Here is a 20,562-nt window from a genome sequence, read left to right as displayed (position 1 = left end):
GTCAGCCAACTGTATAATTATTGTAAATTGCCAGCAGGAAAAGGTTTGTCTTATGATGGAATGGGTATGATCATCTGAAAAACATCTGTTAAGGAGAGTATGGAAAGTGGAAGCGTTGCAAGAGGGATTTTCCGCATTTATTTCAGGATTCGCCCGTGTTTTTTTGGTTTCGATTGTAATCTGGATGATTGGCTTGGTAGTGATTCTGTTTAAAGAAATGTTCCAATCGAGAGAGCTCAATCTACGCGATTACTTGCAAAAAGTGTGGAAAATGTTACTTGCGTCCTTTGAGTTTACCGCCTATGGGGCCGTGGTTGTCGGGCCCATTTTGTTCCTGCGGGCTGAAGAAGAAGAACGGTTGACTTATGGGATGTTGACGGTGGCGGCGGTGATCCTGTCCATTATCTATTTGTATATCCGCAAACAGACAGACGGGTTCAAGAAAGCCAAGCAAAGTGAATAGCCGCCACGTTTGCCGGTCGGTGTCAGCGCCGACCGGTTTTTTGTGCACCGCGGGTGGGGGCATTGTTTTCTGAATTCCCGATACAGCAGTCTTTTCCAACACTTTACTTTCCTATTGGTCTGAGTAATAATAATAGGAAAATTTCATTCTAGGTACGGATGTGAGCGAAATGCCGGTAGAACAATTACTAAGCTTAGCCGCCACTTATTTGACAGAGGACGACCTTGTGCAGCTGAGACGGGCTTATGAGTTTGCGGATGAAGCGCACAAAGGGCAATTCCGTAAGTCAGGGGAACCTTATATTTTGCATCCTATCGCGGTGGCGGAAATTCTTGCCGATCTGCGCATGGATGTTCCCACGCTGATCGCCGCTTTGTTGCATGACGTGGTGGAAGACACGGGAGTGACGTTGGAAGAGATCGGAGAGCGCTTTGGGTCTGCGGTGCGCCATTTGGTCGATGGTGTGACGAAACTGAAGAAACGGATGAAATTCAAATCGAACGAGGAGCATCAGGCGGAAAACCATCGCAAAATGTTTGTGGCCATGGCACAAGATGTGCGCGTGATATTGATTAAATTGGCTGACCGCTTGCATAACATGCGGACACTCAAATACATGCCAGAACACAAACAACGGCAGAAATCAACGGAGACATTGGAGATATTCGCCCCGTTGGCTCACCGCTTGGGGATTTCAAAAATCAAATGGGAGCTGGAAGACATCTCGCTCCGCTATTTGAAGCCCCAGCAGTATTACCGAATCGTTCATTTAATGAAGAAAAAGCGAGCGGAGCGGGAAAAATATCTCGACGAAATTATCAATACCTTGAAGTCGCGCCTGGAGGAAATGGATGTCAAGGTGATGGACATCTCTGGCCGACCCAAACATATTTATAGCATTTATAAAAAAATGGTTACGCAAAACAAGGAGTTTAATGAGATATACGATTTGATGGCCGTGCGGGTCATCGTCGATACCGTCCGCGACTGCTATGCCGTCCTAGGTATCATTCATACGGTGTGGAAGCCGATGCCGGGCCGTTTTAAGGATTATATCGCCATGCCCAAGACGAATATGTATCAATCCCTGCACACCACGGTCATCGGGCCGAAAGGGGAGCCGATCGAGGTGCAGATCCGCACATTGGATATGCACCGAACGGCTGAGTACGGGATTGCGGCCCACTGGGCTTACAAAGAGGGTTCGGCGGTAGAGAAATCCAAATTTGACGAGAAATTGAAATGGTTCCGTGAAATGATGGAGCTGCAACAGGAAGCGTCCGATGCGAAGGAATTTGTAGAAAACCTTAAGATGGATTGGTTTTCTGATTCTGTCTTCGTCTTCACCCCGAAAGGCGATGTGATCGAATTGCCGATGGGTTCGGTTCCGCTGGATTTTGCTTACCGAATTCACACGGATATCGGTAACATGTGCATCGGGGCGAAGGTGAACGGCAAGATTGTCCCTCTGGATTATCCACTAAAAACGGGCGACATCGTCGAGATTTTGACGTCGAAGCACAGCTATGGGCCAAGCCAAGATTGGCTCAGCCTAGTTAAATCTTCCCATGCCCGGAGCAAAATCCGCAATTGGTTTAAAAAACAGCGCCGCGAAGAGAGTGTGGCCAAGGGCCGGGAGATGGTTGAGGCCTTGTTGAAAAAACATGATTTCACAGTAAGCGATGTGTTGACGTCGGATCGGATCGAAGATGTCACCAAAAAGTTTAATTTCAATGAGGAAGAAGATTTGTTCGCCGCTGTGGGATACGGAGGCATTTCTACCGCCCAGGTGGTTCATCGCTTAACGGATGGGTTGAAAGAAGAGCAGCAACCCGTTGTCCTACCGGAAGTCAAGGCGTTGCCGATTCGCAAGCACAAGCTGGATCAAGGGGTTCGCGTAAAGGGCGTAGACAACTTATTGATCCGTTTGTCACGTTGTTGCAATCCTGTGCCGGGGGACGAGATTGCTGGCTATGTGACGCATGGGCGGGGCGTAACGGTCCATCGGATTGATTGCCCCAATCTCAGCACCGTTCCGGATGAGCGCCGCATCGATGTCGAGTGGGACAGCCATGCAACCAAACATTATTATCAGGTGGACATCGAAGTGTCTGGGTTTGACCGCCAGGGATTGTTAAATGAGGTATTGCAGGCACTGACTGATTCCAAGACGGAATTGGCGGCCATCAGTGCTCGCGGTGACCGCAGGGGCATCGCTTCGATTCATGTCCGCATCAGCATTCAAAATATCAACCACCTCAAGTCAGTGGTGGAACGGGTTAAGCGCGTTCGTGACATTTACAGCGTGAGAAGAATCATTCAGTAAGGGGGCCACCGGATGAAAATCGTGTTGCAGCGCGTGCGGGAAGCCAGTGTCACCGTGGAGGGCCAGACGACGGGAGCAATTGGGCCAGGCGTGATGTTGCTCGTCGGCGTGGCTGAAGGGGACACTGAAGAAGATGTGCGCTATTTAGCGGAAAAAGTAGTTCATCTGCGCATTTTTGAAGATGAGACGGGCAAGATGAACCGCTCTCTGTTAGATGTGGGCGGGAGCGTCCTGTCCGTTTCCCAATTCACTTTATACGGGGACTGCCGCAAAGGACGGCGCCCCAATTTCATGAACGCGGCGAAACCGGAACTCGCCCGACCGTTGTATGAACAGTTCAACGCATGCCTAGCCCAATACGGCGTCACCGTGGAAACGGGCGTGTTTGGGGCGATGATGCAGGTTTCATTGGTTAATGACGGCCCAGTCACACTTATTTTAGAGAGTAAAGCGTGAGTGGGTTAAAGTGGGTTGTGCTATAATAACCAAGAACATGTTGATGTGAGTATAGTTAAGGGGGATACATAGTGACAAAAGTAGAACAACAAGCGATCAATACCATCCGGATGTTGTCCATCGATCAAATTGAAGCTGCGAATTCAGGGCATCCGGGGTTGCCAATGGGTGCGGCTCCCATGGCTTACACTTTGTGGGCACATCATATGAACCATAATCCGGCCAATCCGGAATGGATAAACCGTGACCGCTTTGTTCTCTCGGCAGGGCATGGATCAGCCCTTTTATATAGCATGTTGCATTTGTTTGGATATGGATTGCCGCTGGAAGAGTTGAAGCAGTTCCGGCAATGGGGAAGCTTGACGCCGGGGCATCCGGAAGTGAAGCATACCCCGGGGGTGGAAGCGACGACTGGCCCGCTGGGACAAGGTATCGCTAACGGTGTCGGTATGGCCATGGCCGAAGCACATCTCGCTGCTACCTTCAACCGGGATGGGTTGGACATCATCGACCATTTCACCTATGTGTTGTGTGGCGATGGTGACCTGATGGAAGGGGTGGCTGCAGAAGCTGCATCGCTGGCTGGTCATCTCAAGCTGGGCAAGCTGATCGCCCTGTACGATTCCAATGACATTTCCTTGGACGGGGAACTGGCGCATTCGTTCACCGAAAGTGTGCAAAAACGGTTTGAGTCATACGGGTGGCAAGTATTGCGCGTCGAAGATGGCAATGATGTGGAAGCGATTGGCCGCGCAATTGTTGAAGCGCAACAAGAAACCAGCCGTCCCACATTGATTGAAGTGCGTACGGTGATCGGGTACGGAAGCCCCAATCGCGCTGGTACTTCCGAAGCACATGGAAAACCCTTGGGCCAGGAAGAAGTAGCGGAAGTTCGGAAGTCTTACAACTGGGCTTATGAAGAGCCGTTTACGGTTCCGGCGGAAGTGAGAGCGCATTTTGAAGCGATCCAATCCCGCCTTGCGGAAAAAGAAGCGGCTTGGAATGACCTGATGAAGCAATATGAGACAAAGTATCCTGAATTGGCACGTGCCTTGCGTCAAGCGATGAATGGGGAGCTGCCGGAAGGATGGGACGCTGAACTGCCCAAATTCCAAGTAGGCGATAAGGCGATTGCAACTCGCGCAGCTTCTGGTGCAGCGCTTCAAGCTTTGGCCAAAGGCGTGCCGTCGTTGATCGGTGGATCGGCCGACTTGGCTTCTTCCAACAACACCATGATGAAGAGCGAGGGTATTTTCCATGCCGAAGATTACAGCGGCCGCAACATTTGGTTTGGTGTGCGCGAACACGCTATGGCGGCGGCGATGAATGGAATGATGCTCCACGGGGGCGTGCGGGTTTATGGCGGTACGTTCTTGGTGTTTTCTGATTACTTGCGCCCGTCTGTTCGCCTGTCTGCACTGTCCAAGCTACCCGTTGTCTATGTGTTGACGCATGACAGCATTGCAGTCGGCGAAGATGGGCCAACTCATGAACCGGTGGAACATGTGCCGTCTCTGCGCCTGATTCCGGGCTTAAAGGTGATACGCCCCGCGGATGCCAACGAAACGGTAGCCGCTTGGCAGTATGCGCTCAACCAAAATGAATATCCGGTCGCGCTGATCCTGTCCCGGCAAAATCTGCCCATCCTGCCGGGCACTGTGGACAAAGACCAAGAAATCATCGCTAAGGGTGCGTACATTGTATCCGAGGCGGATGGTGACCACTTGGATGGCATCATCATCGCGACGGGCTCTGAGGTGAGCTTGGCTGTGGATGCGCAAGCGAAACTGAAAGAAAAAGGTTTGCACGTGCGCGTGGTCAGCATGCCGTGCCGTGAGAACTTCGACGCGCTCCCAGAAAGCGAACGCGAAGCGATTCTGCCTAAAGCCGTTCGTGCGCGCTTGGCTGTGGAAGCGGCTCATCCGATGGGTTGGGATCGCTATGTTGGCGAACAAGGTGCCGTGATTGGAATCGAACAGTTTGGGGCTTCTGCACCGGGCGATTTGCTCATGAAAGAGTACGGTTTCAGTGTGGAGAATGTGGTAGCGAAAATGGAAGCCATTTGCAAAAAATAATAACGGGATAGAAAGTTAAACGGCCGCTGTAAGAACAGCGGCCGTTTGATTTGTCTTTGCGGGGGCAACACTAAGATCGATAAATGAAATGGAAGAGGTGAACGAGATGCGGCGTTCCCCCCGCGAGATTGATATGCAATCGCACATGGTGCTTCAAGGCTGGGCCGATCGGTTGCAACCGATGCCGCTTACAGACTTCCGCACTGTGGGCGGCGACAGGCACACGCAAATGAATGAAAAGCAGGCAAGCACATTGCAGGCGTTAAGGTGAAGGGATGGCCTAAGACCGATCAACCGGCTTCATGAAGCGTGAATCACAGGTGTTTGGCTGCAGTGACGGCGACCAGAATCCAGCCGGCGATAAACGCTACACCGCCAATCGGGGTGATGGCTCCCCACGTTTTGACTCCAGTGAGCACCATTGCGTACAAGCTCCCAGAAAAGAACAGAATCCCGGCGACAATCAACCATCCGCCGATATTCAGCAGGGAAGAGGATCCGTTTGTTTTGGACATCAACAGGCCAATTGCCAAGAGGGCTAAGGCGTGAATGATGTGGTAATGGGCTCCCGTATTCCAGTTTTGCAGCATTTTTTCAGTCACTTTGCCAGCCAACCCATGGGCGCCGAATGCTCCAATGGCCACGGCGAGCGCCATGTTGATGCTACCGAGCATGATGAACAGTTTCATCCGTTTGGTCACTCCTCATTTCAACATTGGTTCTTCCCATACTATACCACATCCCCTGCTGTGAAAGCCGTGATCCCTACTACGTCATGGTGAAGGGTGGCTAGCAGTGCAAAAAAACTTTTTTTCATTTCTTGACAAACCGATAACACCTGTTTAAAATGAGTTAACAAATCCGCATGAATCAACTACATACTTGACTCCTATGAAGGGAAAAGTAACCGTTTGACGGGCAACCAGAGAGGAGAACCCATCGGCTGCAAGGTTCTCTATGTTACGAAGCGGCGAAAGACACCTGGAGGATCTAACCGAACGCCGCATGCCGCGGTTAGTAGACTTAGACGTCATCCTGGCGATAACAGGATTTGAAGCGGGAAACTCCGGCAGATCGGGGTTTTCAATTAGGGTGGTACCACGGGAAACGTTAAACCAATCTCTCGTCCCTGACAATGAGGTCAGTGGCGGGAGATTTTTTATTTATGAGCCAAGTTGATCGAGGGGGGTACGCGGCAGTGAAGTTTCAAACTTCAACCAAATTGCAAATTCCTCGCGGCACGGATGATATCATGCCGGGGGAAGTTGAGCAGTGGCAGTGGATAGAGCAAAAAGCGCGAGAAATTTGCAGCTTATATGATTATCATGAGATTCGGACGCCGATGTTTGAACACACCGAGTTATTCCAACGCGGCGTAGGGGAAGCGACCGACATTGTTGAGAAAGAGATGTACACGTTCACCGATCGCGGCAATCGGCAGATTTCCTTGCGTCCTGAAGGCACCGCCGGTGTGGTGCGTTCGTTTGTGGAGAAGAAAGTGTTTGGTCAGCCTCAACCGACCAAATGGTACTATATGGGGCCGATGTTCCGGTATGAGAATCCACAGGCGGGGCGGCGCCGCCAATTTCACCAGTTTGGCGTAGAAGCTTTCGGTAGCCCGGACCCGTTGTTGGATGCGGAAGTGATTGCGCTCGGGATGCATTATTTCCAAGCGCTGGGGCTGAAAGATGTGCGGGTGGAAGTGAACACATTGGGAGATGTGGAAAGCCGATTGCAATATCGGGAGAAATTGATCGCTTATTTCGAGAAGCATATCGATGAGTTGTCTGCCGAGGCCAAATCACGGCTTTACAAAAATCCGCTCCGCATTTTGGATAGCAAGGATGAACGGACCAAAGAGATTGCGGCAGGGGCGCCGTCCTTACACGATCATTTGAATGACGACAGCCGCAAACACTTTGACACGGTGTTGCGTGCACTTGACTTGCTTGGCGTGCCCTATGTGGTTAATCACCGTCTGGTGCGCGGCTTGGATTATTACACGCACACCGCGTTTGAATACACGGTGGACATCCCAGGGGCGCAGGCCGGGAGCATCGGTGGCGGCGGCCGATACAACGGCTTGATCGAACAATTTGGCGGGCCAAGCATGCCGGGAGTCGGCTTCGGCATCGGATTAGAACGGGTGCTCTTGGCACTAGGGGTGCAACAAGTGGAAACACCGTCGAAAGCTGGGCTGGATTGTTATCTTATCACCATGGGAGAAGAAGCCAAGCTGGTCGGTATGAAAGTGTTGCAAACGATGCGCCAAGCAGGGTTGCGTGCAGAGCGCGATTATCTGGACCGCAAGATGAAAGCGCAATTTAAGGCCGCTGACCGTTTGCAAGCGAAGACGGTGGCCATTTTGGGCGAAGATGAATTGAAGCAAAATCAAATCAATGTAAAACAGCTCGCGACCGGGGAGCAGGTGACTATTGCACTGGATGAACTGGTCGCTTACATCAAGCAATTGCCTTAAGGGGGAGAACGTGATGGAAGGTGTCCATCGTACACATTTTGCAACAGAATGCACAAAAGAATTAGTTGGGAAAAGAGTCACCTTAAACGGGTGGGTGCATAAGCGCCGTGATCTGGGGGGACTGATTTTCTTGGACTTGCGCGACCGTTCGGGGCGGGTGCAAGTGGTGTTTAATCCGGAAATCTCCCCTGAAGCCGTCCGCATCGCCGAACAGGTGCGTTCGGAATATGTTTTGGCGATCACGGGGAAAGTGGTGGAGCGTGAACCAGGCACCGTCAACCCTAACATGAAGACGGGTGAAATCGAAATTCAAGGCGAGCAGGTGCATGTGTTCAATGCCGCTAAAACTCCGCCGTTCATGATTCAGGATGATCTGGATGTGGATGAATCGATTCGATTGAAGTACCGTTATTTGGATTTGCGCCGTAGCAAAATGCAGAAGACGATGCTGATTCGGCACCGGGCGATGCAAATCGTGCGCCAATTCTTGGACCAGCACGGATTTGTCGAAATGGAAACGCCGATGTTGACCCGTAGCACACCGGAAGGTGCGAGGGATTACTTGGTGCCGAGCCGGGTGCATGAAGGTTCGTTCTATGCATTGCCACAATCCCCGCAGTTGTTCAAGCAATTGTTTATGGTGGCGGGAATGGAGCGGTACTTCCAGTTTGCGCGTTGTTTCCGCGATGAGGATTTGCGGGCCGACCGGCAACCGGAATTCACCCAGATCGACATTGAAGCCTCTTTCTTGCCGACGGAGACGTTTTTGTCGATGATGGAAGAGATGGTGGCAAAGCTATTCAAAGAGACAATCGGTGTGGAGGTGCCTCGCCCGTTCCCGCGGTTGACGTATCAAGAGGCGATGGAACGGTATGGCTCAGACAAGCCGGATTTGCGCTTTGGCATGGAGTTGGTCGACTTGTCCGACATTCTACGCGACTCTTCATTCAAAGTGTTTAGTGGAGCGATCGCTTCGGGTGGTCAGGTCAAGGCGATCACGGTGAAAGGTTGCGCTGATTGGAGCCGCAAAGAAGTGGACAACTGGGGTCAAGTCGCCCAGGCCTTCGGAGCCAAAGGGCTGGCATGGATGGCTTTGAAAGAGGGCGGATTGAAAGGATCGGTCGCCAAATTCCTCAGTGAGGAAGAAGTGGCAGCGATCCAAAAAGCAACCGGGGCAGAGACGGGTGACATGCTGTTCTTCGTGGCCGACAACAAAAAAGTGGTTGCCGATGTGCTGGGAGAATTGCGCGTCCGCTTGGCAAAAGCACTCAACCTGATCGATCCCGACCGCTACGCCTTCGCGTGGGTGACCGAGTTCCCGCTGTTGGAGTACTCGGAAGAAGACAACCGCTATTATGCGATGCATCATCCATTCACCATGCCCATGGAAGAGGATGTGCCGTTGTTGGAGACTGATCCTGGCCGGGTGCGCGCCAAAGCTTACGATATGGTCTTAAACGGTTTTGAAATCGGCGGCGGTAGCCAGCGGATTTACCAACGTGACATCCAAGAGAAGATGTTTCAAGCGTTGGGCCTTTCCATGGAAGACGCCAAAGAGAAATTTGGCTTCCTGCTTGAAGCGTTTGAGTATGGTGCACCGCCGCACGGTGGGATTGCCTTTGGCTTCGACCGCATTGTCATGTTGCTTGCTGGCCGTACCAACTTGCGTGAGTGCATCGCCTTCCCCAAAACGACAAGCGGCACTTGCTTGCTGACAGAAGCTCCGGCGCCGGTGGATGAACAACAGTTGAACGACTTGCACATCCAAATAGCGACACAAAAATAGGCTTTCCTGTAATTGTAACAGCTGACAGCTTGATCTTGGCGCTGTGATCTGTTAACATAAAATCAACAGAACGAGTCCTGCGATGTTCGTGACACCCGAAAGTTTTGAGCCAACACGATGACAAAGGGAGCTTGAAGTCACCCGAGGAAGTGGAAGCCACCGCCGAGTGGACCCATGAACTGCGGGTTCAGGGCACCCACCTGCTGATGAGGCAGGTTCAAAACTGACGGAGCACGGCATAATGGGGCTCTTTTTTTGCGCATATCTCGCTGGTTTTGGGGAAAATGTTATATGAAATGACTGATCTTGAGCGAAGGCAGGCGAGATGGCATGATCTTAGGTGTAGATATCGACGGCACGATCAAGGATACACAACGGGCCGCAGTCGAAGTACATAACCGGGTCTTGAAGCGTAATGTTAAATTGGAAGATATCAGCGATTTATATCTTGATAAAGCATACGGAATTACTCCTAAGGAAGCGTCGCGCTTGTGGCGGAAGCTAGAGGAAGAGATTTATTCGCTTGGCGTTCCACTTCAGCATGCGGCTGAGGTGTTGAATGAACTGGTCAAGCAAGGGCATCGCGTTTATTTCATCACGGCCCGGCCTGGCTTTCCCAACGTCACGCAAGTGACAAAAGAGTGGTTGAAGAAACATGGGTTTCCCTACACTGGAGATAACTTGGTCATGAATGCGCAAGATAAAGCACGCAAAGCCAAAGAGCTCGGTGTGGAATTGTTTTTTGAGGATGCCCCTAGCCATATAGAAAATCTTGTTAAAAACAACGTACCCACGGTGATTGTCGATGCCGTGTACAACCGCAAAATGCCAAAGGAGATCAAACGAATTACCGATTGGCGGCAGGTGTATGCCCTAGTAGAAGAACATATGAATCAGAATGAAGCGTAACGGAATGAGTCCGCGTTGTTGTCAGAACGCGGGCTTTTTTACTTAGCCGGAAACTAGCCCAAACTAAAACAGCCTAGCGGAAATGCTAGGCTGTTTTGCGCACTTATTGTCACTGCAGGGGAAGTTGGGGAGGAGTGGCCGGGCCGAAGGATGTGGTGAGTTGTTGCATTTCTTGTTGGGAGAATTGAGGCACTTGGTAGTAGCCCCGCTTGTTCTGATAAAGGAAGACTTCATACGCCATTTCAATGCAGTTGGGAATGCTGTCTGCCAATACGCGGCGCACAACGGGGTTGGTTGTTTCCGTGGCGGCCACGGCTTTATGGCTGGCTCCAGTCTTCAGCATGCCCAGTATTTGCGACGAAATCCGTTGGTCGTTGATTTCGGACGGGTTGGTCATGGGCTTGTGCGGTTGCCCTTGCTGCTTCATCCCGTAGATCACATTGTTGCCTTGTTTCATTTGATAGCGTGAAGTTGGTGTGGCGGGATCACGTCCCGTCGAGAAGCAGTCGACCAAGGTGTTGTATTCGTTCACCATGTATTGGTGTTGGCGTTGCATGATATCCGCCAACTCGGGATCTTGCACATGAGGCCGCAACATGACATAAGTGTTCATCGTGTTAACCGCATGCGATAAAATCTCATGCACGTCCAATACTTCATGTCCTGCATGGTTCATGACCGGTGGCACCGGATTCACCGTTTGGTTTTCCATCTGATTGTTCGCGTTCATCGGTTGCATGTGCATGTCAGAACTCCTCCTTCCTGAATGTGACATTAAGTAATATGTCCAAGTGAGGGGGTTCTACACATCGTTGCCGATGGGAAGGAGAGGAAATCGGCGGACTGTCTCATTCCGGTCGGCCGTGATCCTCCCCTTTCATCCAGCGCAGGAACGTTTGTAATTTGTGCTCATATCCATGCGGGCTGGGATGGTACAGGCGCTTGTCGCGGTGTTCGTCCGGCAGGTATTGCTGGGCGACATAGCCCCGAGGATAATCATGCGGATAGCGGTAACCTTTGCCCCTGCCCTGGGCTTTAGCCCCCGCTCCATGGGCGTCGCGCAGATGTGGGGGAACATCCCCGCGATGTTCTTGTTTAACCAAGGTGTTCGCTTCATTGATCCCTCGCACGGCTGAATTGCTTTTGGGAGCCGTGGCGATGTAGATGACCGCTTGCGCCAAAGGGATTTGCGCTTCGGGCAAGCCGATGAAATCGACGGCATGTGCGGCGGCCGAAGCGATTAAGAGGGCGCGGGGGTCGGCCATGCCCACGTCTTCTGCGGCATGGATGAAGATGCGCCGGGCGATAAAACGGGGATCTTCGCCGGCTTGCAACATTTTGGCCAAGTAATAGAGTGCGGCGTCGGCGTCTGATCCGCGCATGCTTTTGACGAAAGCGGAAATGGTGTCATAATGCTGGTCGCCGCTCTTGTCATAGCGGATGACTTTGCGTTGGATTGACTCTTCCGCCACTTCCAAAGTGATGCGGCGAATGCCCGATTCGTCAGGTGGTGTGGTGACGACGGCCAATTCCAATGCATTTAAGGCTGTGCGGCTGTCTCCTCCTGCACAGCGGATGAGGTGTGCTTTGGCCTCCGGTTCCAACTCAACCCGATACGCGCCCAGTCCGCGTTCGGAATCGGCCAGGGCGCGGTCCAATACGAGACCCAGTTCCTCTTCGGATAGTGGCTTTAACGTAAAGAGCCGCGAACGCGACAGCAACGCGGCATTCACTTCGTATGAGGGATTTTCGGTGGTCGCGCCAATTAAGATGACGGTTCCGTCCTCGACATGGGGAAGCAAAGCGTCCTGCTGAGAACGGTTGAAGCGATGGATTTCGTCGATGAACAACACGGTTCGTTGCTCGTACATGTTGATTCGTTGCTTCGCCTCTTCTATGATCCGGCGGATGTCGCTGACACCGGCCGTAACCGCATTGATGCGTTCGAAGTAGGCACTGGTCTGATTGGCGATCACATGGGCGAGCGTGGTTTTACCTGTTCCGGGCGGGCCGTAAAAGATGATTGACGACAGCTGATCGGCTTCAATCATTCGTCTCAGCAATTTTCCTTTGCCAATGATATGGGTTTGCCCCGCAACTTCATCCAAGCAGCGGGGACGCATGCGGGCGGCAAGCGGCTCGCTTCGCCGCGATTGCTCCCGGCTGTATTCAAATAAATCCACCGTTATTTTTCCGCCTTTCTGTCCATCCTGATTCTCCTATTTATGATAGTGTGTATTCCACACATTGGCTAGAGCGGGATGGATGGATTTTTTGTATGCGGGAAAAAATCATGTCGAAACGTAATAATCCTATGATAAACTTGACAAGTGTGGCCGTAAAATAACAGCTGAAGGATCGATGAGGATGCATAAGATAAAGCGTATGGCTTGGGTTTGGCAGTGGATGTTTTTCTTCAGCGGATTGTGGACCATTTCTTTCGGCACGGTCTTTGCCATAAAATCAGATCTGGGTGTGGCGCCTTGGGATGTGCTACACATCGGATTGGCTCGGGTTTCATCGTTATCCATCGGCACATGGGTGACCGTCTTGGGAATCGTGATTGTGGCTGTTACGTGTTGGTTGAAACGTTCACATCCACAATGGGGAACGTTTCTTAATATGTTGCTCTTGGGTCCGTTTATTGATTTGATTATGTTTTTGGACCTGATTCCCGATGTAAGTGGGTGGGTGTTGCACTTGGCTTACTTGACGGTCGGGGTGGCCTTGGTCGCCTTCGGGGTAGGGTTGTACATTGCGCCGCGCACCGGGGCGGGACCCCGCGACGGGTTGACTCTGGAGTTGGCAAAACGGACTGGCTGGTCGATTCGCGCCGTTCGTACTATAATGGAGGTAATCGTTGGAGGGACCGGCTGGCTTCTGGGTGGACCTGTACATATTGGAACACTCTTTTTTTGTTTTTTGACGGGGCCGTTAATGCAATGGTCCATTTCTTACTGTGAGCGGTTGTTAGAAAGAATAACGAAAAGGGGTGCCATTCTTGAAAATCTCAACCAAAGGAAGGTACGGACTTACCATCATGATGGATTTGGCTGCTAGGTACGGCAAGGGACCGGTACCATTGAAAAGTGTGGCCGAGCGTCACGCTTTGTCTGAGCATTATCTGGAACAGTTGATCGCTCCGCTTCGCAATGCCGGATTGGTACGGAGTGTGCGGGGGGCTTACGGTGGTTACAAGCTGGCGAAGGCTCCAGAGGAGATTTCGGCGGGAGATATCATCCGCGTGTTGGAAGGGCCGATCAGTCCAGTCGAGTTCAATGAAGAGGAAGATCCTGCCCGTCGTGACCTGTGGAAGCGGATTCGTGATGCGATCGCTAAAGAATTGGATACGACGACGCTTGCTTCTTTGATCAATTTCACGCATGATGGACAAAATGACAACTATATGTTTTATATTTAGCAGGTGAAACATGATGGCAATTTATTTGGATCATGCCGCAACGACGCCGATCCATCCATTGGTGAAAGAAGCCATGCTCCCCTATTTGGGGGAGGCGTTCGGCAATCCGTCCAGCATGCATCAATATGGCCGCGACGTGCGCGTGGCCATCGACCAAGCACGCGACCAAGTGGCGCGCGCGTTGGGGGCGGACGCTGGGCAACTGGTGTTCACTAGCGGTGGGACAGAAGCGGACAATATGGCTTTGCTTGGCGTGGCTGCGGCATATGCAGAGACAGGAAAAAAACATCTCATTACCACTCAAATCGAGCATCATGCGGTGTTGGATGCCTGCCGGTATTTGGAGCGGATCGGCTTTGAAGTTACCTATCTGCCGGTCGATCACACTGGTTTGATTGATCTCGAGCAACTGCGGCAAGCGATCCGCGACGACACGACGCTGATTTCGATTATGATGGCCAACAATGAGATCGGTACGGTGCAACCCATTGAACAAATCGGCGAATTGGCGCGCGAGCGGGGTGTGCTGTTCCATACGGATGCGGTGCAGGCTTTCGGTTCTCTTGAGATCGATGTTAAGCGCCTGCCGGTGGATTTAATCTCGGTATCAGGTCATAAGATCAACGGGCCGAAAGGGATTGGAGCGCTTTATCTGGGGAAGAATGTGAAGTTTATCCCGAGGACTTTCGGTGGCTCCCAAGAACGACGCCGTCGACCTGGCACAGAGAACGTTATGGGGATCATCGGCTTCGCCAAAGCGGTTGAGCTGTCGCAAGCCTCCCGGGAACAACATATGGCGGACATGCGCGTCCTGCGCCAAGCGTTTGTGGAAGAGTTAAATAGACAACCGATTGAGTTTGTCGTCAACGGCCATCCCACAAAGAGTTTGCCCCATATTTTGAACGTCAGCTTCCCGGGAACCGATTCCGAGACCCTGCTCATGAATTTCGACCTGGCGGGAATCGCATGCGCAAGCGGCTCAGCTTGCACTTCTGGTACGCTGGAAGTATCCCATGTGCTTCAAAGCATGCATTTATCTGAAGAAAGAACCCGGTCAGCCATTCGCTTCAGTTTTGGGCGCGGCAACACCGTTGATGAAATCAAACGCGCCGCTGAAATGGTAGCCAGCATTGTTCACAGATTACAACGACATGAAGAGATTTGAGGGGAGAGGGACTGTGAATTTCAAAGAGCTAGATCAAATGGTGGGCTGGGAACAGGAAGTGGATAACATCGATTGGAAGTCGATGTTGGAGGATATTGATCGCGCTTTAATGGACAACTTGGCCGCGGAACTGGGCTTTCGCACATATGAACAACTGGAACACGCATCAGAGCGGATTGTCCAGGATTATTACATCGTTTACCTCTCCGACGGAAGATACGCATGGTGGAACCCGTTGAAGTATGCTACGGAAGATCCGCTGTACTTTGCCGACAAAGAGGAAATTGAACAATACATCACGGGTTTGCTGAGACTGGATAATGAACAGCGCGCCCAATTGCGGAGCGGACTGGCCCGCATTCCGCAGATGCATCGTTGCATCGTGTGCGAATATGAGTTCAATCCCAAAGATCCTGAGCGGCGTAAGTGGGACAGCTCAGAAGAACGCCATGAATTCTGCTCTGCGGAATGTGCGATGGAACATGTGATGACAGAAATGAAAGAAGACTTCACCGGATGACGTGACCTCTAGCAACTAGAGGTCGTTTTTGTAAGTCCTTCTTACCGAGCGTTTTTTGCGAGGTTAGAAGGACTACACTCCGCTGAGGCGGAGTAACCGCTATTCTTCTTACCGAGCGTTTTTTGCGAGGTTAGAAGGACTACACTCCGCTGAGGCGGAGTAACCGCTATTCTTCTTACCGAGCGTTTTTTGCGAGGTTAGAAGGACTACACTCCGCTGAGGCGGAGTAACCGCTATTCTTCTTACCGAGCGTTTTTTGCGAGGTTAGAAGGACTACACTCCGCCGAGCGGAGTAACCGCTACACTTCTTACCGAGCGTTTTTTGCGAGGTGAGAAGGAGGACGCTTTCGCATGGGGGCGATGATAAAGCGCATGATGAGAATAAGGTGTGCATGGAAATGAAGCAAGCGGAATTGGAATTGTATAAGGACAATTTCATCAAAGGCTCATTTATTCAAGAGATTTTTTACAACGAGGACAATGGATACGGCGTTTTTTTGATGCGCGTCAGCGAAGCGTCCGACGATAGGGTGGATGAAGAAGTGACAGTGGTGGGCCATATGTTGCGCCCGCATGAGGATGAGGTGTACACCTGTCATGGCGAATGGCGGGAACATCCCAAGTTCGGGCGGCAATATTATGCGCATCAAGTGAAGAAAGAAGTGCCGCGCTCAAAAGAGGCGATCGTGAAATATTTGGCGAGCGGCCTGTTTGATGGCGTTGGCAAAAAAACAGCGGAAAAAATCGTTGAGCACCTGGGTTCTGACGCGTTGGACAAAATCGCTCAAAATCCCGAGGTCTTGACGGAGATCCGGGGTATCTCCAGTTCCAAAGCGCAGCGGATCGCCGAGCATCTGTATGAGCATCAGGCGTTGGAACAGGCGATGGTTTATCTGTATCAGTTCGGCATCGGTGCGACCATGGCTCTGAAAATCGTCCAGGCATACAAGCACCAGACGATCCCCATCCTGAAGGAAAATCCTTATCGGTTGATTGATGATATCGATGGGATCGGTTTTCGCCGCGCCGATGAGATCGCCCAAGTTCAAGGACTGGATGAATCGGCCACGGAACGGTTTCAGGCTGCTGTTTTGTACGCCATCAAAGAGGCATCTATGTCACAAGGGCATGTGTACCTCACTTGGGAGCAACTAAACGCGCAAGTGAATGATCTGTTGGGCGAGCGGGCCGATGAGTTGTTTCCAGAAGATGCGCGTAAGCAAGGGTTGGAAAAGCTACTGGACGACGAACGTCTGTTGTGCGAGGAAGACAGGTATTATATGCCGTCCCTGTATTATGCGGAATACGGTTGCGCGCTTCGGGTGAAACAATTGCTGGAGCAAGAACTGGATCTCGAATTTAGTGTGGCTGATCTCTACCGAGCGATCGGGGAGATTGAAGAGGAGTTGGGCGTCAGCTATGCCGACAAACAGCGCGATGCGATGATGACGGCGCTGACGTCGCCGTTTATGATCTTGACGGGGGGGCCGGGCACAGGAAAAACGACCGTCATCCAGGGGATTTGCCAACTATATGCCCGATTGCGGGAAATTTCCATTGACCCCGCAGATTATGAAGGGACGGAGAAGCCATACCCCATCCGCCTTGTGGCGCCGACAGGCAGAGCGGCGAAACGGATGTCCGAAACCACCGGTTTGCCGGCTATGACCATCCATCGCTGTTTGGGTTGGAAAGGCGAATTTTTTGAACATGACGCCGAACACCCGATTAGCGGATCACTCCTGATTGTGGATGAGACGTCCATGTTGGACATCTGGTTGGCCAACCAATTGTTGCGTGCCTTGCCAAAAGGGATGCAAGTCATTTTTGTCGGAGACCAAGACCAATTGCCGTCAGTCGGTCCGGGGCAGGTGTTGCACCATCTCCTGCAAGTACAAGCGATCCCTCGGGTTGAATTAAATGAAATATTTCGCCTGGCAGAAGGATCGTCCATCATTCGGTTGGCTCACTCCCTCAAACGGGGAGAGGTGCCGGACGATCTGATGGAGCGATGGGCAGATCGGCGCTTCTTTCCCTGCAAGAAAGAACAAGCTTTGCCGATCATCGTGAAAACGGTGGAAAATGCCATCAAAAAGGGTTATACCTTATTTGACGTGCAAGTGTTGGCTCCCATCTATAAGGGACCGGTAGGGGTGGATCGCATCAATCAAGAGATTCAAGCTACCCTCAATCCCAAATCCCCTGACAAAAAAGAGGTGACATGGGGTGAAACGGTATTCCGATTCGGTGATAAAGTGCTCCAACTGGTCAATCATCCCGAACATCCTGTTTACAACGGGGACATGGGGATTATTTCGGCCATCGATGAGGATGCCGGCGGGGACCAGCCCGTGCTGTGGGTGCGGTACGATCAGCTAGAAGTTCCCTACAAACGGACGCAATTGAATCAGATCGCTTTGGCTTATGCTTGTTCAGTCCATAAATCACAAGGGTCTGAATTCGCGATTGTGGTGTTTCCCCTGTTGCACGCATACCGTCGGATGTTGGAACGCAATTTGATTTATACTGGCATCACGCGCAGCAAGTCTTATTTGATCATGTGCGGCGAGCAAGAGGCGTTTGCGGAAGGGGTTAAGCGTCAGCGGGTCGATGGGCGAAATAGTTGTTTGAAAGATTTAATTGAAGAGGATTGGTAAACAGGGCTTCCCATGCACTGGGTGTGCGGGAAGCCTTTTTTGGTTTGTCGGGAATTCGGCTTCCAACATCTCCCCCACATGCTTCAGCCCGCCTTACCCATACTATTCATTAGGCGGAGGAGGCGATCATCCTTGCGCAAATCCCAGGAAGTGATTGGGCTATCCATCATCCACCGCTACACAGGCAAACAGTTGGGGACGGTTTCCGATGTGCTCTTCGATTCCGCCAATGTCTGGCAAGGGATTTTATTGGAGCAGGGGGGCTTGTTCAAACGGCGCAAGTTCATCCCGGCCAAGCGGTTGTGTTCGGTCGGGATGGATGCCGTCGTCGTCGAGAGCGAAGCGGACATACAAGATCTTCCCAAAGAAGCGGAGTCCTGGATAGGTCTTCGTTCCGGAGAGAAAAAGCTGAAAGGGCGCACCATTATGCTCAGCAACGGTCGAGAATTGGGGATGGTAGAAAATGTCTATTTTCAAGAGGAAGTGGGAACGCTGGTAGGGTACGAAGTATCCGAAGGGCTCCTGGCCGATCTCAGACAGGGGCGCAAAGTGCTGAGATGCGCCCAACCCCTTGTGTGGGGGGAAGATGTGCTGATCGCGCCTTTGGACGGGATCCGGATCAAAGAAAGTTAGCTTGAAGGAAGGGAAGAAGTATGCTTCGCTGCCCCAACTGCAATTCGCACGACCTGGGAAAAGTAGGAACCAACCAGTTGTATTGCTGGCAATGTTTTGTAGAGATGACAACAGACGATAAAGGGATTTCCTCCATCTACCAAGTGGAGGAAGACGGAAGTTTGACGTCCCTCAACGACCTGTTTTTTGAAGAGGATAGCCGAACGGTTTATTTGGATTAACTCATCTTTCAACCGTGCCAAAAGGAGGGAACCACATGAATCGCCCGATGGTGATCACCCTAATGCTGGGCAGCTTGCTGGCGATCGGAGCCAACGCTTTGATGAATGCGAGACGGCGGAAAAACAAATGGTTCCGTTATGTGTATCCCATGTTGAAGCAAGTCAATGGGAACCGCATGATGAAACGGATGATGAGAAATCTCCCGCTGGCTAGGTAAACACCGCACTCCTGGGCCGTATGGCGCGGCCCAGGTTTTTTCCGTTTGCAAATGAAATGGCGGATTGGGAGATGCGATCATAAACTTTCTTTTTTTCTCGTATCTTAAGGGTAGCAAGTCTTGTCCGATTGGAGGGGGAGCTGTTGGAAAGGTGGAACCTCAGTAAAGCGCTACAAGTTTCCTTGCTGATATTGGTGCTACTGGGGATATTGTTCATGCTGTATCAGATCAACCCGTGGCTGCAAGTGGTGTTTCAGTTTTTGCGTGCCGTGTTGGGGCCCTTCTTTATTGCGATGGTCATCTCTTACCTCCTCCATCCGATCGTCAATTTGTTGAGCCATAAAGGCTTGTCCCGCTCATTGTCCGTATTGTTGATTTACACGCTGTTCATCGCCTCGTTGGTGATCCTCACGATGAAGACCGTGCCGATCCTCGAAGAGCAAATACAGGAACTGTCGGAGCATTTGCCGCAGTGGAGCCAAAAGTTCCAACAGATGATGAAAGAATACAATGATCACAGTAGTGAATTACTTCCTTATGGGGTAAAGCAGGGGATCGAAAATTCGCTGGGCCGGTTGGAAACGAAATTGACAGAACATGTTGAGAAGATGATGAGCGGGTTGGGGGCCACATTAAACCAGCTGTTTTTGTTATTCATCACTCCTTTCTTAGCTTTCTACATGCTAAAAGATATTCACTCCATCGAACGCTCCTTTTTTTCGCTGTTTCCCAAACAGCGGCGTCGCGAACTGGTTCGGCTGATAAGGGACATGGATCAAGCGTTGGGAAACTATGTGCGAGGACAGTTTCTCGTGTGCATGGTGATCGGGGTATTGGCGTATATCGGATACCTGATCGTGGGAGTGCCGTATGCGCTGTTGTTGGCGGCGATGGTGGCCGTATTTAACATCATTCCGTATCTGGGGCCGATTTTTGGAGCGATTCCCGCTTTATTCGTCGCTTTGTTCCATTCACCACGCATGCTCGTGGGGGTGGTGCTGGTCAACTTGGCGGTGCAGGTGCTTGAGGGAAATGTGATTTCGCCGCAGATCGTGGGCCGCAGTCTTCACCTTCATCCGCTCGCCATCATTTTTGCGCTGTTGGTGGGTGGAGAATTGGGGGGAGTGTGGGGATTGATTCTGGCTGTACCCGTTTTCGCCATGGGCAAAGTGATGTTGGAACACATCGTGGATCATTTGACGAAAGTTAGGGTTTGAAACTTTCCATGCAAGC

Annotated in this window: 20 protein-coding genes and 1 other RNA gene; 18 read left to right on the top strand and 3 right to left on the bottom strand. The window is 51.5% G+C overall.

The genetic code is table 11. From position 1 onward, the window contains the following. Positions 1-106: 106 nt before the first annotated feature. The 5 genes from CLV36_RS01765 (at position 107) to CLV36_RS17105 (ending at position 5,591) form a co-directional block, all read left to right on the top strand. The gene (locus tag CLV36_RS01765) at positions 107-463 is read left to right on the top strand and encodes a hypothetical protein (RefSeq protein ID WP_106341539.1); all 357 of its coding nucleotides are present in this window, start codon (positions 107-109) and stop codon (positions 461-463) included. A gap of 169 nt (positions 464-632) precedes the next feature. After that, complete coding sequence (locus CLV36_RS01760; RefSeq protein ID WP_106341538.1) at positions 633-2,789, top strand: RelA/SpoT family protein; 2,157 nt, start codon at positions 633-635, stop codon at positions 2,787-2,789. Between the two features lie 12 nt (positions 2,790-2,801). Further along, positions 2,802-3,245, top strand: a complete 444-nt coding sequence (gene dtd / locus CLV36_RS01755) for a D-aminoacyl-tRNA deacylase (RefSeq protein ID WP_022736766.1) — start codon at positions 2,802-2,804, stop codon at positions 3,243-3,245. A 68-nt stretch (positions 3,246-3,313) separates the two neighbouring features. Further along, positions 3,314-5,320, top strand: a complete 2,007-nt coding sequence (gene tkt, locus CLV36_RS01750) for a transketolase (RefSeq protein WP_106341537.1) — start codon at positions 3,314-3,316, stop codon at positions 5,318-5,320. A gap of 106 nt (positions 5,321-5,426) precedes the next feature. Beyond that, on the top strand, positions 5,427-5,591 hold the full coding sequence (locus CLV36_RS17105) for a hypothetical protein (RefSeq protein WP_181352767.1): 165 nt from the start codon (positions 5,427-5,429) through the stop codon (positions 5,589-5,591). Between the two features lie 43 nt (positions 5,592-5,634). Here CLV36_RS17105 and CLV36_RS01745 read toward each other — a convergent pair whose 3' ends face one another. After that, complete coding sequence (locus CLV36_RS01745; protein ID WP_106341536.1) at positions 5,635-6,009, bottom strand: DUF423 domain-containing protein; 375 nt, start codon at positions 6,007-6,009, stop codon at positions 5,635-5,637. A 476-nt stretch (positions 6,010-6,485) separates the two neighbouring features. Here CLV36_RS01745 and hisS point away from each other — a divergent pair, with 476 nt between their 5' ends. The 4 genes from hisS to CLV36_RS01725 all read left to right on the top strand — a co-directional run bounded on the left by hisS (position 6,486) and on the right by CLV36_RS01725 (position 10,494). Beyond that, positions 6,486-7,799, top strand: a complete 1,314-nt coding sequence (gene hisS, locus CLV36_RS01740) for a histidine--tRNA ligase (protein ID WP_022736763.1) — start codon at positions 6,486-6,488, stop codon at positions 7,797-7,799. Between the two features lie 13 nt (positions 7,800-7,812). Next, a complete protein-coding gene (gene aspS / locus CLV36_RS01735) occupies positions 7,813-9,585 on the top strand; it encodes an aspartate--tRNA ligase (protein ID WP_102993076.1) in 1,773 nt (590 codons plus the stop codon). A gap of 71 nt (positions 9,586-9,656) precedes the next feature. Continuing rightward, positions 9,657-9,837: non-coding RNA, 6S RNA (gene ssrS / locus CLV36_RS01730), on the top strand. A 78-nt stretch (positions 9,838-9,915) separates the two neighbouring features. Next, positions 9,916-10,494 (top strand): 5' nucleotidase, NT5C type, encoded by a 579-nt coding sequence (locus CLV36_RS01725; RefSeq protein ID WP_102993075.1) that lies wholly within the window; start codon positions 9,916-9,918, stop codon positions 10,492-10,494. 109 nt (positions 10,495-10,603) lie between these two features. Here the strand turns inward: CLV36_RS01725 and CLV36_RS01720 are convergent, their stop codons facing one another. Further along, positions 10,604-11,233: a spore coat protein gene (locus CLV36_RS01720; RefSeq protein ID WP_375163205.1), complete on the bottom strand. Its 630-nt coding sequence runs from the start codon at positions 11,231-11,233 to the stop codon at positions 10,604-10,606. A gap of 109 nt (positions 11,234-11,342) precedes the next feature. Further along, positions 11,343-12,677, bottom strand: coding sequence for an AAA family ATPase (locus tag CLV36_RS01715; protein ID WP_102993074.1), 1,335 nt, complete (start codon positions 12,675-12,677; stop codon positions 11,343-11,345). A 184-nt stretch (positions 12,678-12,861) separates the two neighbouring features. Here CLV36_RS01715 and CLV36_RS01710 point away from each other — a divergent pair, with 184 nt between their 5' ends. The 9 genes from CLV36_RS01710 to CLV36_RS01670 all read left to right on the top strand — a co-directional run bounded on the left by CLV36_RS01710 (position 12,862) and on the right by CLV36_RS01670 (position 20,546). Beyond that, positions 12,862-13,554 (top strand): YczE/YyaS/YitT family protein, encoded by a 693-nt coding sequence (locus CLV36_RS01710; RefSeq protein WP_146130571.1) that lies wholly within the window; start codon positions 12,862-12,864, stop codon positions 13,552-13,554. After that, positions 13,496-13,915, top strand: a complete 420-nt coding sequence (cymR, locus tag CLV36_RS01705; RefSeq protein WP_102993072.1) for a cysteine metabolism transcriptional regulator CymR — start codon at positions 13,496-13,498, stop codon at positions 13,913-13,915. The genes CLV36_RS01710 and cymR overlap by 59 nt, the downstream gene beginning before the upstream one ends. A gap of 10 nt (positions 13,916-13,925) precedes the next feature. After that, positions 13,926-15,080: a cysteine desulfurase family protein gene (locus CLV36_RS01700; RefSeq protein ID WP_102993071.1), complete on the top strand. Its 1,155-nt coding sequence runs from the start codon at positions 13,926-13,928 to the stop codon at positions 15,078-15,080. A 13-nt stretch (positions 15,081-15,093) separates the two neighbouring features. Continuing rightward, the gene (locus CLV36_RS01695; protein ID WP_102993070.1) at positions 15,094-15,600 is read left to right on the top strand and encodes a hypothetical protein; all 507 of its coding nucleotides are present in this window, start codon (positions 15,094-15,096) and stop codon (positions 15,598-15,600) included. 398 nt (positions 15,601-15,998) lie between these two features. Beyond that, positions 15,999-18,257, top strand: coding sequence for an SF1B family DNA helicase RecD2 (recD2, locus tag CLV36_RS01690; RefSeq protein WP_245888262.1), 2,259 nt, complete (start codon positions 15,999-16,001; stop codon positions 18,255-18,257). A 132-nt stretch (positions 18,258-18,389) separates the two neighbouring features. After that, entirely contained in the window at positions 18,390-18,890 is a 501-nt protein-coding gene (locus tag CLV36_RS01685; RefSeq protein WP_181352766.1) for a PRC-barrel domain-containing protein, read from the top strand. Positions 18,891-18,910: 20 nt separating this feature from the next. Further along, complete coding sequence (locus CLV36_RS01680; protein ID WP_022736753.1) at positions 18,911-19,111, top strand: hypothetical protein; 201 nt, start codon at positions 18,911-18,913, stop codon at positions 19,109-19,111. A 35-nt stretch (positions 19,112-19,146) separates the two neighbouring features. After that, positions 19,147-19,329, top strand: a complete 183-nt coding sequence (locus CLV36_RS01675) for a hypothetical protein (RefSeq protein WP_106341532.1) — start codon at positions 19,147-19,149, stop codon at positions 19,327-19,329. A gap of 143 nt (positions 19,330-19,472) precedes the next feature. Beyond that, complete coding sequence (locus CLV36_RS01670; RefSeq protein ID WP_106341531.1) at positions 19,473-20,546, top strand: AI-2E family transporter; 1,074 nt, start codon at positions 19,473-19,475, stop codon at positions 20,544-20,546. Positions 20,547-20,562 lie beyond the last annotated feature (16 nt).

The organism is Laceyella sediminis, assembly GCF_003003125.1.
In the GTDB taxonomy this organism is placed as follows: domain Bacteria; phylum Bacillota; class Bacilli; order Thermoactinomycetales; family Thermoactinomycetaceae; genus Laceyella; species Laceyella tengchongensis.
This window is presented reverse-complemented; position numbering and strand designations above follow the sequence as displayed.